This is a genomic window from Providencia sneebia DSM 19967 (assembly GCF_000314895.2).
Classification (GTDB): Bacteria; Pseudomonadota; Gammaproteobacteria; order Enterobacterales; family Enterobacteriaceae; genus Providencia; species Providencia sneebia.
Genome location: NZ_CM001773.1, coordinates 2654497 through 2668305, shown reverse-complemented (window position 1 = coordinate 2668305; position 13809 = coordinate 2654497). Strand labels below are relative to the sequence as shown.

Annotated in this window: 24 protein-coding genes and 2 pseudogenes; 14 read left to right on the top strand and 12 right to left on the bottom strand. The window is 38.5% G+C overall.

The window, feature by feature from the left end; all coding sequences use genetic code 11:
- Positions 1 to 12: 12 nt before the first annotated feature.
- The gene (locus tag OO7_RS11125) at positions 13 to 360 is read left to right on the top strand and encodes a hypothetical protein (protein ID WP_008916031.1); all 348 of its coding nucleotides are present in this window, start codon (positions 13 to 15) and stop codon (positions 358 to 360) included.
- 331 nt (positions 361 to 691) lie between these two features.
- Here the strand turns inward: OO7_RS11125 and OO7_RS11120 are convergent, their stop codons facing one another.
- The 11 genes from OO7_RS11120 to OO7_RS11070 all read right to left on the bottom strand — a co-directional run bounded on the left by OO7_RS11120 (position 692) and on the right by OO7_RS11070 (position 7054).
- A complete protein-coding gene (locus tag OO7_RS11120; protein ID WP_008916001.1) occupies positions 692 to 1873 on the bottom strand; it encodes a tyrosine-type recombinase/integrase in 1182 nt (393 codons plus the stop codon).
- Positions 1874 to 2098 carry a hypothetical protein gene (locus OO7_RS11115; RefSeq protein ID WP_008916000.1) on the bottom strand — a complete coding sequence of 75 codons (225 nt, stop codon included), beginning with the start codon at positions 2096 to 2098 and terminating at the stop codon, positions 1874 to 1876.
- Between the two features lie 36 nt (positions 2099 to 2134).
- The gene (locus OO7_RS11110; RefSeq protein WP_008915999.1) at positions 2135 to 2704 is read right to left on the bottom strand and encodes a 3'-5' exonuclease; all 570 of its coding nucleotides are present in this window, start codon (positions 2702 to 2704) and stop codon (positions 2135 to 2137) included.
- Positions 2694 to 2939 carry a hypothetical protein gene (locus OO7_RS11105; RefSeq protein ID WP_008915998.1) on the bottom strand — a complete coding sequence of 82 codons (246 nt, stop codon included), beginning with the start codon at positions 2937 to 2939 and terminating at the stop codon, positions 2694 to 2696. The genes OO7_RS11110 and OO7_RS11105 overlap by 11 nt, the downstream gene beginning before the upstream one ends.
- Before the next feature lie 30 nt (positions 2940 to 2969).
- Positions 2970 to 3266 carry a DUF3846 domain-containing protein gene (locus OO7_RS11100; RefSeq protein ID WP_008915997.1) on the bottom strand — a complete coding sequence of 99 codons (297 nt, stop codon included), beginning with the start codon at positions 3264 to 3266 and terminating at the stop codon, positions 2970 to 2972.
- A gap of 35 nt (positions 3267 to 3301) precedes the next feature.
- Entirely contained in the window at positions 3302 to 3637 is a 336-nt protein-coding gene (locus OO7_RS11095; protein ID WP_008915996.1) for a nucleoside triphosphate pyrophosphohydrolase family protein, read from the bottom strand.
- Positions 3638 to 3706: 69 nt separating this feature from the next.
- The gene (locus tag OO7_RS11090) at positions 3707 to 4384 is read right to left on the bottom strand and encodes a hypothetical protein (RefSeq protein WP_008915995.1); all 678 of its coding nucleotides are present in this window, start codon (positions 4382 to 4384) and stop codon (positions 3707 to 3709) included.
- Between the two features lie 82 nt (positions 4385 to 4466).
- Complete coding sequence (gene rdgC, locus OO7_RS11085) at positions 4467 to 5369, bottom strand: recombination-associated protein RdgC (RefSeq protein ID WP_008915994.1); 903 nt, start codon at positions 5367 to 5369, stop codon at positions 4467 to 4469.
- 157 nt (positions 5370 to 5526) lie between these two features.
- The gene (gene csrA / locus OO7_RS11080; RefSeq protein ID WP_008915993.1) at positions 5527 to 5706 is read right to left on the bottom strand and encodes a carbon storage regulator CsrA; all 180 of its coding nucleotides are present in this window, start codon (positions 5704 to 5706) and stop codon (positions 5527 to 5529) included.
- Between the two features lie 103 nt (positions 5707 to 5809).
- A complete protein-coding gene (locus OO7_RS11075) occupies positions 5810 to 6040 on the bottom strand; it encodes a hypothetical protein (protein ID WP_008915992.1) in 231 nt (76 codons plus the stop codon).
- A 351-nt stretch (positions 6041 to 6391) separates the two neighbouring features.
- Positions 6392 to 7054, bottom strand: coding sequence for a helix-turn-helix domain-containing protein (locus OO7_RS11070; RefSeq protein WP_008915991.1), 663 nt, complete (start codon positions 7052 to 7054; stop codon positions 6392 to 6394).
- 40 nt (positions 7055 to 7094) lie between these two features.
- Between OO7_RS11070 and OO7_RS11065 the strand changes: the two are divergent.
- The 13 genes and pseudogenes from OO7_RS11065 (at position 7095) to OO7_RS16845 (ending at position 13560) form a co-directional block, all read left to right on the top strand.
- A pseudogene (locus tag OO7_RS11065) lies at positions 7095 to 7315 on the top strand (helix-turn-helix domain-containing protein).
- A gap of 50 nt (positions 7316 to 7365) precedes the next feature.
- A complete protein-coding gene (locus OO7_RS17510; RefSeq protein WP_008915989.1) occupies positions 7366 to 7827 on the top strand; it encodes a YmfL family putative regulatory protein in 462 nt (153 codons plus the stop codon).
- 78 nt (positions 7828 to 7905) lie between these two features.
- Entirely contained in the window at positions 7906 to 8097 is a 192-nt protein-coding gene (locus OO7_RS17505; RefSeq protein ID WP_008915988.1) for a hypothetical protein, read from the top strand.
- Positions 8087 to 8269, top strand: coding sequence for a DUF4222 domain-containing protein (locus OO7_RS11050; protein WP_008915987.1), 183 nt, complete (start codon positions 8087 to 8089; stop codon positions 8267 to 8269). Before OO7_RS17505 ends, OO7_RS11050 begins: the two co-directional genes overlap by 11 nt.
- On the top strand, positions 8266 to 9363 hold the full coding sequence (locus OO7_RS11045; protein ID WP_008915986.1) for a hypothetical protein: 1098 nt from the start codon (positions 8266 to 8268) through the stop codon (positions 9361 to 9363). Before OO7_RS11050 ends, OO7_RS11045 begins: the two co-directional genes overlap by 4 nt.
- Positions 9360 to 9605 (top strand): hypothetical protein, encoded by a 246-nt coding sequence (locus tag OO7_RS17500; protein WP_008915985.1) that lies wholly within the window; start codon positions 9360 to 9362, stop codon positions 9603 to 9605. The genes OO7_RS11045 and OO7_RS17500 overlap by 4 nt, the downstream gene beginning before the upstream one ends.
- A pseudogene (locus OO7_RS11035) lies at positions 9605 to 10137 on the top strand (phage N-6-adenine-methyltransferase). Before OO7_RS17500 ends, OO7_RS11035 begins: the two are co-directional and overlap by 1 nt.
- The gene (locus OO7_RS11030) at positions 10134 to 10478 is read left to right on the top strand and encodes a hypothetical protein (RefSeq protein WP_008915983.1); all 345 of its coding nucleotides are present in this window, start codon (positions 10134 to 10136) and stop codon (positions 10476 to 10478) included. Before OO7_RS11035 ends, OO7_RS11030 begins: the two are co-directional and overlap by 4 nt.
- Before the next feature lie 174 nt (positions 10479 to 10652).
- A complete protein-coding gene (locus tag OO7_RS11020) occupies positions 10653 to 11036 on the top strand; it encodes a hypothetical protein (protein ID WP_008915981.1) in 384 nt (127 codons plus the stop codon).
- Complete coding sequence (locus OO7_RS11015) at positions 11021 to 11398, top strand: RusA family crossover junction endodeoxyribonuclease (protein WP_008915980.1); 378 nt, start codon at positions 11021 to 11023, stop codon at positions 11396 to 11398. Before OO7_RS11020 ends, OO7_RS11015 begins: the two co-directional genes overlap by 16 nt.
- Position 11399: 1 nt before the next feature.
- A complete protein-coding gene (locus OO7_RS11010) occupies positions 11400 to 11939 on the top strand; it encodes a DUF968 domain-containing protein (RefSeq protein ID WP_008915979.1) in 540 nt (179 codons plus the stop codon).
- Between the two features lie 22 nt (positions 11940 to 11961).
- Positions 11962 to 12627 carry a bacteriophage antitermination protein Q gene (locus tag OO7_RS11005; protein ID WP_008915978.1) on the top strand — a complete coding sequence of 222 codons (666 nt, stop codon included), beginning with the start codon at positions 11962 to 11964 and terminating at the stop codon, positions 12625 to 12627.
- Between the two features lie 759 nt (positions 12628 to 13386).
- Positions 13387 to 13560 carry a hypothetical protein gene (locus OO7_RS16845; RefSeq protein ID WP_156823143.1) on the top strand — a complete coding sequence of 58 codons (174 nt, stop codon included), beginning with the start codon at positions 13387 to 13389 and terminating at the stop codon, positions 13558 to 13560.
- Here OO7_RS16845 and OO7_RS11000 read toward each other — a convergent pair.
- On the bottom strand, positions 13557 to 13784 hold the full coding sequence (locus tag OO7_RS11000; RefSeq protein WP_008915977.1) for a hypothetical protein: 228 nt from the start codon (positions 13782 to 13784) through the stop codon (positions 13557 to 13559). The genes OO7_RS16845 and OO7_RS11000 overlap by 4 nt on opposite strands.
- Positions 13785 to 13809 lie beyond the last annotated feature (25 nt).

Sequence of the window (13809 nt, the reverse complement as noted above, 5' to 3'; positions counted from 1 at the left end):
TGAGATAGAGAGATGAAAAAGATATTAGTCGTTACATTACTTTCATGTATTCATTTTCCTCTAATGGCTACTACCTATGGCTTGGATGAGCTACAGAAAATGCTGGATAATAATAAAAAGCCAGATGTCGTTTCTCCGATTAAACAACTTGTGAAGGTTAAAGATTTAGGTAGTTTTAAGTCGTGTAAAGAATGGCAAAAAAAACAATTAGAGCCTTATGTTGCTTACCCACAAAAAGTAGGCGCGTCAATGGAGAAGTTATATTCTATTAGGGTGCTGCTGGAGGATAGAATGCTAACATTCAATTGTATTGATCTAGACAATGTGTCTGGCACTATAAATGAGGTGATGTACAAATAACCTAACTCTATTTGGCTAGGCAGTTCAATACAAATAAACTTGTAATGGATAAAAGTTAAGGTTAATCAAGTTATCAGTTTAACAAAATTCTACAAATAAGACGTTGCAGATACAAGAAAACCAACCCTAACAGGTTGGTTTTCTTATGGAATTTTGGTCGGCATGATAGGATTTGAACCTACGACCCCCGACACCCCATGACTATATACAATTAAAACATAACCTATTGATTTTGATGTTATTATGATTGATTCGACTGTATAGGGAAACAGTGGATTATTGGTTATTTTGGCATTATATGAATCAATGAGTTACAAGCCGTTTTACACCACTATCCCACCTTAATTTCGGCGTGTGGTACACTGACCCAATCAACATGATCTTGTGTGTAAATCTTAGTTGATTTCGCATCACTATGCGCCATTCTTGCCTGAGGATCTACCCCTGATTTCTCAAACAAGTGTGCCGCCAAAGCTCTTATTTCATGAAAAGTGGGTCGCTGTTCCTGAGGTAATTCGGCATAGGCTCCAGCATTATCTCTTGCTTTTGAAAATGCACGACTTAGATAGCTGGGTACAACCTGAGTAGGATGCTGAACTTCTGAGCTGATCGGGTTGCTGTTTTTTATTGGGAGCCGATGAACAACATAAGGGCTGGCAATATTATCTCTGCTTTCGTCGATGATCCGCTTTAATTCATCACCAATGGGAATAGCAACGTGAGCCGCTTCTTTATCCTTAACTTTCTGTCTGTGGATATATAACGTTCCATAGATGCCATTTGCCGGCACGTCAAGCCACACACAACCGCAAACGCCTTCCTTTGGTTTTTTTATATTGTATTTTATTCTGGAAACTTCAAGTCTTGCTTGTGTTGTCTGTAAAGCCAGATCCATAGCTGTACGTAACCAGGGTTCAGCAAAATTGCGTATTTTAATAAAGTTTTCAAATGATAGACGCTTTCTTTGTTTTCCTTCCAATCTTCGCATTTTCTTGCGTGTGGCCGGATTATCAAGCATTAATGATTCATCCATTGCGTAGCTAAATATTTTCTTCAAGAATAATACTTTTCTATTCTGAACATTTGCAGATCCATCAGCGTGGTAATGGTTTATATAATCGTTAACATGCTCTAGAGTAATATCACAACAAGCAACATCACTAAAAAACTCTTTTATGCGTTCAATGTCTTTTTTCCAATCGGATAGGGTGCTTTTCGCTGGCTGCTCATCTTTAACTATGCGCTGCATTAATCTATCCATGTGAACGGATAAAGCTTCACCTTCGCCCTTTAGTCCACCTGATTCATTAATTAGTCCATTCAAGCTAATAGCGGTTTCTGGGCGCATTCTTAGGTTATATTCACGCGCAACAGCGATTGAATAGGCACGGTCGGTGCCTATGGTTTTTCGTTTACCTGTTATTAGCGTTAGCACGTAACGCTGGCGGGTTTTGTCGAAGTTGAGAAAGTCAGGCAAGTGTCTGTATTGCCTGTTTCTTGGCCTTGCTGCCATTTACTGTTCCTCTATCAAAGCATTTACATGATTTGAGATTGAAGAGGCTACACCCATTTTTTCACTTGAAAATATCCAGACCGACTGATCTATAATTTTTCCGTTAATAACCCCATTGGTTACCCATCTTTTTAATGTCTTTGGGGTGGGTATAGAATCTTTTTCAAACTCACGCCTAGCCCATTTGCTGGCTTTCATCAATTTACCCATGCTATTAATAGACATAATTACCTCCACATCTGCCGCATACAGATTTAAAAATTAGATATCGTCGTTAACTGGTTTAATTAAATGCTGGTGGATAATAGATACATATTTGGCTTGATGAATGGCGTCATCTAAAGCGTTATGAGGTTCACCTTCAAATGCAAGTGTACGTTTAGGATCAATACCCGTATTGCGTCCTAGTTCTACAATCGTTCTAACACCGCGATTGTTCCAACGTTTCCAGAACGGTTCTAAATTGACTGCATTATATGCGTTACGCAAAATAACATTGTCAAAATCAACGCCATTACCCCACACCTGAACGTCATCAGTTAACACTCTTTCTGCAAAAAGGTTTAGATCACCCAGCGATTCATCTAGCCAACAACCATCAGCAATGATAGCTGCTCTAGCTTCGCTACTTTTCTTCATCCACCAAAGCACCGTATCGGCATCAATATGAAGCCCAGCACGTTCAGAACTTATTAAGTCAACCACAGTATAAAAAGTAGGGCCAATCTCACCCGTTGAAGGTTCAAAAGCTACAGCACCTATAGAAACAATAGCGGCATTGCCTTTATTGCTCATGGTTTCTAGATCTAGCATTAAGTTTTTATATTTCATTGTTTTTCTCCAAAATTAACTTAATCCATTCTTCAGCTTGCTCATTACACGCAAGAACATCAGCCATCATTAACTCTATATCGATTGATTCTTTTGCTACGTGAGAGAGCAGCGCCATAAACTTAGCGAATTCATTTAAATCACAATCAATGAAATTAGCCCTATAAGCACCAATTAAATGATTACGTGCGAACAGAACGCCAAGTTTCATTTGTTCTTTATCGTATTTATCCATCACTTAACCTTTTAAATTTATCGGTTTTTATTAAGAAATTTCCCCATCTTTCAAGAAAATAACATCGCCAACCAAAAAGTCGTCATCAAATAATTCATTCTTAGCGTATTGTGTTGCAGTTGTGTTTATTGGGTATTTTTTGTGTTTACCATCCTCATCAATAACAATAGTGGAGTACTCAGTCCCATCGATTATCACAGGCTCATTGAAGTCAATTGTTTGAATATACCCACCAACATACTCTTGGAGCTCGGCTAGCATGAACTCGTTACCAAATTCAGGTGTAATTATTGTTGTACTATTATTTGCATGTAAAATAATTGCCATTATTCATTCCTCTTATTGCATCCCTGCGAGTTAAATTAGAATTGCTTACCGCCTTCCTTTGCGCGGTTTTCACGTTGATGGTCTGCTCGATGCTTGTTGTATTCGAGTTTTTCAGTAATGGCGCTTTCAATGTCATAGCCGAAGGCGTGTGCATAATCCAAAATACGAATAACAGCATCAGCAAGTTCAACTTCTGCCATTTTTCGATGTGGCAAGTGGTCGTCCATTAAGTCCTTGCGCTCACCCTCCATTGCCTCGCTGATTTCTGAATGAATCAGGCAGAGTAAAGTTCCTTTCTCGCGTGGGTTATCCCACCATCCAGCATCTTTATTTTGCTGATGAATTTGTTGCTGTAGTTGCTTGATGCTCATATCTATCTCCTGTTTGCATCCTTGTGAGTTAGTGACGGTTCTTTAATCCGTAGTAATAGCCACGCTTTATTATTTAAATGATAAAAGGGTGTCAATAGCTTTAATTGCTACTTTATTATTTTTATATTTATTAATTCCCCATTGAATAGCAAAGCAAGCCCACAAATAATGATGAGAATAGTCTTTGCATATCAAATCCCAAGTTTCTTCAAAAGGGGAATAGCCAAAACCACCGGTTGAAATATTCTGTATTGCCTCAATCATTGACCACTCTTCATCACTGTTTCTAAGTAGATCGTTTAATTCGCTTTTGTGGTGTTCGTATTCGAGTTGATATTGTTTAATTTTCTCTGGTGTTGAATCATCACTAGATGTCAATTCATTTTCTTTAACCCAATCATTAAAAAGCCCTTTAAGGCACTTTTCAGTTTCTTCCTGTGAATATTCTCTAGCTATATCTCTGCCACCGCCTGCGCCATGTTGTAGTTTCTCTGCCCAATAACCAGCATTGATATGGTCACCTCTGAAAAAATCAAACATATCATGCAATCGGCTAAATACCCACGTACCCATATCACCAGAGAAAACCAAATAACCGGGGTATGTAACTAAGTCAAAATAATAAACGCTTGTTTTGGGTTGTTTAAATCTAACATGTCGGTATACGCCATCTTCGTTAATAATAATCATTTCATGGTTTTTAGTTTCACTTTGAAAATGTCGTTTTGCGCCATCATAATTAGACATAATTAATACTCCACTCAAAATTTAGATAATAAGATTCCGCCTCTTAATAAAGAGAATTAATTCCTTGGTGTTGGCTAAATGGTTATTTTGATTTTTCTTTATATTTTAATAATTCAATTAATAGCTCTATTATTCTAACCATGTGAAACATAAATACAGCATTGGTGTGTCTATATTGGAAAGCTCTATCACCATCACACTCTATTTTTTCTAATGGCTTTATATTTTTGAAATCAAATTCACTAGTTAGTTTAAATATAATATCAAATGTGCTTAATTCTATTAAATTAACTTTGAAATTATTCTCAATAGAGTCTCTCACTTGCTCTCTTATTAAATTTAACTCAGCATCATATTTAACAGTTTCAAGTTTTTTATCAAACTTACGTTGTAATAATAGAAAATTGCCCGGATAAATATCAATTCCAAAGCAATCTTCAGGTGGTAAATTATCAATATGATTTAATAGGCGTGTAGTAATACCTTTCTTAGCATCATCAATATGGAATGTTTCAGTTTTAACGGTACCACAAACCTTGACTAAACTACCAAGCAATGTTTGATGCTCTGGTTTTCTTGTTGAAGACACAAATAAAAAACCTTTTTCAACATGATAAAGTGCTGTAATGACTTTACTCTTGGTAAGAGCCACTTTTAATAACTCTTCACCAACCATGCGCTTTACTTCAACTTCTAAAACATCAGAAACACCTTGTTCTTTAAGTTGCTCAATGCGTTTATTAACCTCAAACGCAATAGCGGCCTTTGGCAGTATTTTTTCATCAATACGAAAATTAATAATATAACCACCTTCGATGGGTGTAATTAATTCCCCTGTGATTTTATTTGGAACAAACCCATAACTAATAGAATGTGATTCTAAAATATCAACAAAGGGTAATTCTTTTAAATGCTGCTCTAAAATTTCAGCGCTGGGTAATTCAGCCTTAAATACCACGGCGTTAGTGATAGGGAATCGTTTCATTTATAGATCCTCAAATATAATTAACTCCACAAAATAAATAAGACCACTGACAAATAAAAAATAAACTCACCCGTGTGAACTGATTAAACATCAGTGGCCTTATCTATGTTGTAAAAAAGGGCGGTGCAGCACCGCCAAAGCGAGCAATGGCAATTAATTAATGGCTTCGTTTTTTTTCAGCCTGTATTCTTAAATAAATTTCTTCTCGGTGAACTTCAACTTCTTTTGGTGCATCAATCCCCATCCGCACCTGATTACCTTTAACCCCTAAGACAGTAACGGTAATATCATCACCAATATTCAGAACTTCACCAACCCGACGAGTTAAAATAAGCATATTCCCTCTCCATAACTCCACAATATTAAAAGGTTGCCTGAACTAACTTATCCACATCAGGCGGCTGTGGTTTTGCTGTACCCATACAACAAAATTAAATCAATTAAGCACTAATAGTGACTTTGCAGCGTTCTTGCTGATCGAAAATTTCATCATCGAGACTTTCAATTTTGCGCTGCAGTTCCGCCTTTTCTTGCTCAAGACGGTCTTGACTAGCGCGAAGTTCATTTAGTTTATTGAATTCAGCGGCCTTTTGAAGAACCCACTCGCGCACATCATCTTGCGACATTGGAACACTAAAAGTGACGATGGGTTCGTTTGGATTGCGTTGCATAAATTACCTTATCTCTCATCTTATCGATAAGTTAAATATAGCAATGAGTATTAAATATAGCAATTAGTATATTTAATGATTTTCGAAATTAAACGCAGTTAATTGATATAAAAGGATTTATTTTTCATTTCATTAAAGGTAATACTTAATAGTATTAAATTTTGTATTGAATAATTCTTGCAAATTTCACGTCAGGATATAAAGTATAAAATAAATTACTGTATAGATAAACAGGTAAACCAAGATCTATAATGTTATATTCGAGAGGAATGAAACGATGGTGATAGTTTTGGTAAGAAGTGAAGCGGGAAAATATAAGGAAGTGCTTGTTAGCAGAAAAGAAAAAGCAAGCTACCTCCTAAAGTCTCGAACCAGAAAAACGACAACACCAATAAATATGGATGAAGATAAATCAATTAATGGAACTCTATTATCATCAACAGACAGGAATCCATGACTACCACCATCTAAAAACCTATACACAGATATAGAGTTGTTTACTTGTGCTATCACCAGATCTCCAGTTCCCGGCGTTATATTCGTATCTACTATAGCGATACTTCCGTTCGGCGCCTCTGCGCATCCAGTATTGCGATTTAGTATATATGCTCGATAAGAAGGTAAAGACTTGCCCATCGGCGATATAACGTAATCATCAGTTTCACCAGATTCATTCCAAACGGATATATTAAGAGATTTATCTAGTCTGAATTTTTGTTCGCCACTGGAGCCTTCCATTTCACCAGTGCCATTTGCTAACCAATCTACATTCACACCTAGTGCGTTAGCTATATCAACTAATTTGACGGAGCCTTTGGCCTTCCCGTTCGCTAAGCGCCAGATCGTAGGTTGAGCAACGCCGGACGCTTCAGCCAAAGCAGCTTGCGTCATATTGTCTCTGTATTTCATAGCCTCTTGAAGGCGTTCTGACAGTGTCGTTTTCATGAATGCGAATTTATAGTTATGCGTATTAAAAATCAAATCCTCATTGCTATTGTATAAATTAATACTCATTGCTATTATTGCCTCACAATAATACTTAAGGGGTTAAAAAATGAAAAACAAAGCAATTCAAAAAGCAATTGATATTGCCGGGGGGCAAAAAAATTAGCTGACTTATGTGGCGTGAGTCAGCCAACAGTTTGGCGCTGGCTTCATGGCGGTGGTGTAGATGCAAGATTAGTTATGCCTATTGTGAAAGCTACAAATAATGCAGTTTCACCACATGAAATACGTCCAGATCTATATGAGTTAATAGGAACAAGCAAACAATAACAAAACTAGCCAATTGAGTTAACTACAAGAACAACAACGGAATTGTAGATATGTGCAAACAAACACCAAAAGAAGTTGTGAAAGAAATGTGTAAAGCATTCCCCGGTGGTCGTTCGGCAATGGCGGGTGCGCTGGGTATTTCTGAAACTACCTTCAACAACAAGTTGTACGAAAAGAACGGCTGTCGATTCTTCGAACATGATGAATTAGAAGCTATGGAAGATTTATCAAAAACGACTCTGCTGGTGGAGTATCACATGGAGCGTCATGGCATCACCCCAGCAACCAAAATTGAGCCTGAAAATTTAGATCAGGTCGAATTATTTGATATTCGAATGAAGTTAGGCGCTATGCAAGGGGCTTTATCTGTTCTTATCCAAGAAAGTATTGCGGATGGTGAGTTGACTGACGATGAGATCAGGGCAATAGACCGCAAATCTGCAAAAGTATTCGGTTATGCCGCAGGGTTTATTGAGTCACTTAAAACGGTCTATGGAATTAAACAACAATGATTATCACAAGAAAGGGTGACGCCCCAGATATGCGGTCCGAGGCGTCGAGTGCTAACAACATTTGTGGAGTTAATTAGCATGAGTAGTGTAACGAATTTACATAGTCGTCCGCAAGTGAAAGCTATTTTTTTCAAGGAAAGCGATAACACTTGTCGTTTGATGTATGAGCTTAAGTTACCAGAAGGCTATGAAGAAATTAACTACCAATTTCTTCAGTGGTTGTTAGATGACTTTAACGCGACTAGCGGGAGAGAGGTCAGTGAGCAATGAAAGTGCTAATAACCTTGATCGCATTTATTTGGATAAGCGGGGGCGCCGCGTTCGTGTCATTCGTTATGACAAACAAAAGCAGTGGGTCATATTCTTGCGCGACGACTATGAACATGAACTCTTCGAGCCACTGCTTAAATTCAAAGAACAATATACAAGGGTGATTGAATGAGCTTATTAATACTAAAAACTCGCCCGCAAATAGTGATACCTGAACTTGCAGTACGCTTGGGTTTAAATGAGGCATTGTTGCTTCAGCAGGTTCAATACTGGTTGTCTGAAACAACATCAGGTGTAGATCACAATGGTCGTCGCTGGGTTTATAACACTATTGAAGAATGGCGTGAGCAGTTCCCGTATTTATCTGAGTCGACAATTAAGCGTGGCTTTAACAATTTAAAAAAATTGGGCGTGTTAAACATTGAGCAAATCAATAAACGCACTCATGACCGCACAAATTATTACTCAATAAATTATGAACATGCGTTACTTGCCGATGAGGTCAAATTGAACTCATCGAACGGGTCAGCCGAAGCTTCTCGAATAGGTCAAATTGACCCAATCGAACAGCGCAAAATGAACCGCTCGAATAGGGCAAAAGTGACCTCATCGAACGGGTCAAATTGCCCTGATCTTACAGAGAGTACAACAGAGAATACTTCAGAGATTACTACAGAGAATAAATCCTCTTCGTTGCAGAATTCTGGCGAATCCCGCAACGGGTCGGCTGGTGGTTCTATAAAAATTAATCCAGAAGCCGTTATTCACAGTCCTAACGGTCAACTATGGGGTACTCAACGAGATTTGGACTGTGCAAAACACATGTTTGAGAAAATTAAGATCATTAACCCGACCGCTAAAGAGCCTAACTACGCTGACTGGGCTAACGATATTCGTTTAATGCGAGATATTGACGGTCGCACTCACGAACAAATCTGGCACTTGTTCCGCTGGGCTAACCAAGATTCATTCTGGTACAAAAATATTTTAAGCCCTCGCAAGCTACGTGAAAAATTTGATGATTTAACCGTCAAGAGCCAAGAGCCAGCAAATCAAGGCGTCAAGGTTGATCCTGTTGAGCGTGAATCAGCATTTACCCGAATTATTTGTTCACACTCTAAGCCGCAAAATCGTACTGAAGAGATTGCGGCAAAATTAGCTGGCAATGCTGGAATACGCAGAATGAATGAGTTTATGGGGCGCAAAACGTGGATCTCAATCTGGCAAAAAGCAGCAGAGCAAGCAGCGAAAGAGGTGTCGGCATGATGCATAGCGAATCGAAGGATGTTTATGGTACTGATGTATTTGGTCTTATTGCCACATTTCATCAAGTGCGCCGCTGGTGGGTTATTCGAAAATTACGTAAAGATTGGAATGACTCTCGTTACTGCCTCGTGATGTGTAGAAAGTTCAGCCTAGTGCGCTACGAAGGCAATTTCAGTGTTCAAGAGCGATATGCGGTTATTCGGATCTATGCAGAATACCACCAGCAGCGAGGTGCTATCTGATGGCTATTCATTCCAGTAACACCGCACCTGAAGATAAAGATTGCTGGCAAACACCCCAATGGCTATTTGAAGCCTTAACGCTTGAGTTTGGTTTTTGGTTGGATGCTGCAGCAAATGAACAAAATGCTCTGTGTTCATACTTCATAACACCAGAGCAGGATGCATTAAATAGTGATTGGGTAAGTCATGGTGCTATTTGGTGTAATCCCCCTTACAGCAATATTAAACCGTGGATTATCAAAGCCGCTGAGCAATACAAGAAACAGAACCAACCAATAGTGATGCTATTACCTGCTGATAAGTCGACATCTTGGTACTCATTAGCACTAAAAACCGTCGATGAAATACGAACTGTCATTGATGGCCGAATTAATTTTGTTGATCCGAATACGGGTAAAGAGAAAAAGGCAATAGCAAAGGGTCAATGTTTCTTATCTGGCGTCCATTTGTAGAGCCAAAAGCGCATGGAAGTCATGTATCAAAAAACCGACTTCAGGAAATAGGCAAATCTATTCTAGGGGAGGAAGCGTGAATCCATTATATCTACGAATCGTAAGTGATTTTAAAGCAGGTAACGAAATAACAACTAAGAATATCAAAAGTATATACGCATCATCTGATAGTCACACAAAGCATACGTTAGCGTTTTTACTCAAAGTTGGCGCTGTAGTAAAAACTGACCGGAAGATAGGAACGTTGATTGTTTATGTTCTTCAGCAGAATGCTTACGAAAAAGTACCAAATAAATATAAAGAAATTAAAAAACATGAAGTTAAAACAAAGTCATACATTAAGTGTGACATTAAAGAGTTAATGACAACACATAACCCATTGATATTAAAATTCGATGCGTTGCTGGCAGAAGTTAGATAATGAAAAACAAAATACCAGAAATCCACCAGTGTAAGTGCGGCAGTGAAGATCTACACATTCAAACTCTTGAGTACCGCACTTGGTTTTATGTTTATTGCCACAGCTGCGGTGCAAAAGGCCCCGCTGTAAATGATAAGCCATCAGCAGTAGCAATTTGGAATAGGGTGGTGACAAATGGTTGGCAATAAGTGCATGTTCTGTGGTGGCAATGCTGATTTGCTTTGTGATGGCGTTATTTGCTACATCGGTGGGCGAAATGATAGTGGCGTATTATCCCGATTATCATCGGCTTACACTTGCGATGCTCCTATGTGTGCAAGTTGTTCCACTTTCCATGGAAATCTTCACTGGCGCAAGGGACGCTCAGGTGGTTGTGAATCAATTGACTATTGCCCTATTTGCGAAAGTCAGGAAATAGGCTTTGGTCGCCATTATATATTTGATGACATTGGGCAGGTTAAAATTTATCGCCAAGCTCACTATGCCAAGTTCAATTCAGCTAAAGGTAATCATCTATCTGTTATCCGTGGTGGAGGTCAAATATGTCTCGATCTTTAAGTCTCATCCTACCTTTTCCACCTAGTGTGAATGCTTGCTGGCGGAATATTAACGGTAAAACATTAATTAGCGCAAAGGGGAGAGCATTTAGGGTAAATGCAATGGCATCTATCTATACGCAGCTACGCAAAAGACCAAGTGCGATTACCGATCTAGTGACTGTGACGGTAAAAATGCATCCACCAAGTAAGCGACGCATGGATACTGATAACTACTTGAAAGCACCTTTTGATGCATTAACCCATGCTGGAGTTTGGAAAGATGACGCTCAGGTTAAACGAGTAGAAATTGAGTGGGGCGAAGTTGTCAAAGGCGGTCGATTTGAAATCACCATCACGCCACATGAAAGCGCAGGGGAATAGCATGTCTCATCAATGGATATTAACTCCAATCCCCGTTCCTGAAATCAATGCAGTAATATTTAAGCCGGGTTCTCATATCAATATGTTCAGCGGCCGTATGTTGCTGATGAGTTTACCTGAGGAGCTAAGTCATAAACCCTCAGGCTTAATTTCTGTTTCTCAACACTACTTCAGCGACGCTCTTAATGATGAACGGTTATCAAAACCCATTTTAGATTTAGCGGTAGATCCCGAACCACCAGCCAGCTTTATGAAAAAGCCAAAGCCTCAGCGCTGGACTAATGATAAATACCTGCAATGGGTTAAATCTCAACCTTGCTGTGTATGTGGTGATGTAGCGGATGATGCTCATCATATTATTGATTATGGTCTTAGCGGTATGGGAACAAAGCCCCACGACTTTTTTGTCATTCCTTTATGTCGGGTAGATCATAGTGAGTTACACCGAGACCCGAAAGAGTGGGAAAAAGAGCACGGAACTCAAATAGAGTTTTTTATTAAATTGGTAAATAAGGCATTTGCCCTAGGTGTATTAGGTTAATGTGACAGCAGGAGATAACGGCATGAATTATCAATATTTAGAATATCTTCGGGCAAATGTAACCTTAGCATTAGCCAATATTAACGGAGGAACTAAAGGGCAATTAGATGCTTTTCAAGGTGCTGCATTAGTAAGAACAAGTCGATTTAAAAGAAATAAAATGCGTGATAGTACAGGAGCAATACGTGAATCGGATCCTGTTAAGTGTACTGAAACACGAATAAGTAAATCACCGATGCCACCAATATTGGAAATAACATTCTGTCTTAGTTCATGGCGTCGTGCTGTTAATAAGTTAGATGAAGCTCATAAGGCATGGCTGTTGTACTGTTATGCATATGATTTGGATTATAACCATCAAGTAGAAATATGTAATTACGTGTGGGAGCAGTTTAAACCCTCACTATCAGGGAAACGGATCACCAAAAAGGTAACGGCCAGATTAATGCAATTGGTATGGTTAGCGGCACAAGATACCGCTTCAAGGTTTGGGGAGATCCTAACACTTGATAAATATACCGATACAGCATTAGCAAAATTAGTTGGCGTCAGTAAGTCAACATGGTCAGAGATATATCGGGATCATTGGACTATGTTGGTTTCTATTGTAGAGCGGATAGATCGTGAGGTTTTATTGTCGGTTTCAAATATTAGAAATGAGTCACGTTCTTGCAATTTAACATCATAATACTTGCAAAAACGAACAAAATAGGCCATATTTAATGCTAATTTGATATGTTGCCTAAATTGTATATAACCTTGCTATACGGTTTTTTTGTTTATAGCTACTTGCACAAATCACCTTATAAGCTATATTGATAAGGCGATAACCAAGAAATTAAAGCCGTACCTTATTTTGCCTGTTAATAGTGTGCTGTGCTATTAACGGGTTTTTTTATTGTTCTTTTTGGGGATTCAGGGTAAAAAAATGCCACCTCTGGAGTGTAGGTGGCTAAATAAGGGATAAATTGATGAGGCTTTATAATAAGTGAAATAAATCGAGCAATGTTTCAATGAATATAGCTCATTAATTTAAAAAGAAATGGTCTATATTAAATGGTTGCTATTTGATTAATCTCATTCGGACAATGAAAACTCTATTTGCCAGCTTCTATCTTTCACATAGCAGCATTAAAGCGAGTCGGGTTTTCATTGTGGGGAATGCCAAGGCTGATTGGCTAACTCGCATGGGGAACCTGAATGCATACACTCTCAGCGTATACCTCCACAAACACCATTTCGAACAACAAAATATTCCAAGAATTATTCCAAGGGCTGCGCATTGCGTGGCCTTTTTTGTTTCTACCATTTTGTTGGTATCACCGAAATGGTCACCATTTTGCCAGCGCCGAGAAAATGCTTTTTCATATATACATCAAGCTAACTTAACGCATAGCAATTCAACTTAACGCATTAGTGCATTTTCTATTAAATAAGAGAGGTAGTTATGGGCAATCAATATTTAGAACAGGCAGTTGCTGCATTATCAGCGCAAGTCACACAGCAAAATGCTAAGATTGCAGAATTAGAAAAACAGCTCACTGGCATACAAGCGGCAATGAGCTGTGAATTAGGGTCTGGAGCAATGACTAAGATAAAAATAAAAACTCAAGGGGCTTAAATACGCTCAATCTTTAAATTTTTTATTTTATCAGAAAGTTCTTTATGTGCCTTTTTAATCCCATAGTCCTGATGAGTTGATGCGTACTCATCTAAATTAGCTATCACGCAATCCCTTATATCGGGTGTTAACACTGATAGACTAGCTAAAGTTATGTTCAATGCAGATTCCAACGCTTCAATTCTTCTCAGGAGAGGGAGCGAATCTAAAGGTATATGAGACATATATTTCCTCACACCGAAGTTAATC

Excerpts from the sequence above, each read along its gene's own strand:
- OO7_RS11125 (WP_008916031.1), top strand. The coding sequence starts at position 13 with ATGAAAAAGATATTAGTCGTTACATTACTTTCATGTATTCATTTTCCT.
- OO7_RS11120 (WP_008916001.1), bottom strand. The coding sequence starts at position 1,873 with ATGGCAGCAAGGCCAAGAAACAGGCAATACAGACACTTGCCTGACTTT.
- OO7_RS11115 (WP_008916000.1), bottom strand. The coding sequence starts at position 2,098 with ATGTCTATTAATAGCATGGGTAAATTGATGAAAGCCAGCAAATGGGCT.
- OO7_RS11110 (WP_008915999.1), bottom strand. The coding sequence starts at position 2,704 with ATGAAATATAAAAACTTAATGCTAGATCTAGAAACCATGAGCAATAAA.
- OO7_RS11105 (WP_008915998.1), bottom strand. The coding sequence starts at position 2,939 with ATGGATAAATACGATAAAGAACAAATGAAACTTGGCGTTCTGTTCGCA.
- OO7_RS11100 (WP_008915997.1), bottom strand. The coding sequence starts at position 3,266 with ATGGCAATTATTTTACATGCAAATAATAGTACAACAATAATTACACCT.
- OO7_RS11095 (WP_008915996.1), bottom strand. The coding sequence starts at position 3,637 with ATGAGCATCAAGCAACTACAGCAACAAATTCATCAGCAAAATAAAGAT.
- OO7_RS11090 (WP_008915995.1), bottom strand. The coding sequence starts at position 4,384 with ATGTCTAATTATGATGGCGCAAAACGACATTTTCAAAGTGAAACTAAA.
- rdgC (WP_008915994.1), bottom strand. The coding sequence starts at position 5,369 with ATGAAACGATTCCCTATCACTAACGCCGTGGTATTTAAGGCTGAATTA.
- csrA (WP_008915993.1), bottom strand. The coding sequence starts at position 5,706 with ATGCTTATTTTAACTCGTCGGGTTGGTGAAGTTCTGAATATTGGTGAT.
- OO7_RS11075 (WP_008915992.1), bottom strand. The coding sequence starts at position 6,040 with ATGCAACGCAATCCAAACGAACCCATCGTCACTTTTAGTGTTCCAATG.
- OO7_RS11070 (WP_008915991.1), bottom strand. The coding sequence starts at position 7,054 with ATGAGTATTAATTTATACAATAGCAATGAGGATTTGATTTTTAATACG.
- OO7_RS17510 (WP_008915989.1), top strand. The coding sequence starts at position 7,366 with ATGTGCAAACAAACACCAAAAGAAGTTGTGAAAGAAATGTGTAAAGCA.
- OO7_RS17505 (WP_008915988.1), top strand. The coding sequence starts at position 7,906 with ATGAGTAGTGTAACGAATTTACATAGTCGTCCGCAAGTGAAAGCTATT.
- OO7_RS11045 (WP_008915986.1), top strand. The coding sequence starts at position 8,266 with ATGAGCTTATTAATACTAAAAACTCGCCCGCAAATAGTGATACCTGAA.
- OO7_RS17500 (WP_008915985.1), top strand. The coding sequence starts at position 9,360 with ATGATGCATAGCGAATCGAAGGATGTTTATGGTACTGATGTATTTGGT.
- OO7_RS11020 (WP_008915981.1), top strand. The coding sequence starts at position 10,653 with ATGGTTGGCAATAAGTGCATGTTCTGTGGTGGCAATGCTGATTTGCTT.
- OO7_RS11015 (WP_008915980.1), top strand. The coding sequence starts at position 11,021 with ATGTCTCGATCTTTAAGTCTCATCCTACCTTTTCCACCTAGTGTGAAT.
- OO7_RS11010 (WP_008915979.1), top strand. The coding sequence starts at position 11,400 with ATGTCTCATCAATGGATATTAACTCCAATCCCCGTTCCTGAAATCAAT.
- OO7_RS11005 (WP_008915978.1), top strand. The coding sequence starts at position 11,962 with ATGAATTATCAATATTTAGAATATCTTCGGGCAAATGTAACCTTAGCA.
- OO7_RS16845 (WP_156823143.1), top strand. The coding sequence starts at position 13,387 with ATGGGCAATCAATATTTAGAACAGGCAGTTGCTGCATTATCAGCGCAA.
- OO7_RS11000 (WP_008915977.1), bottom strand. The coding sequence starts at position 13,784 with ATGTCTCATATACCTTTAGATTCGCTCCCTCTCCTGAGAAGAATTGAA.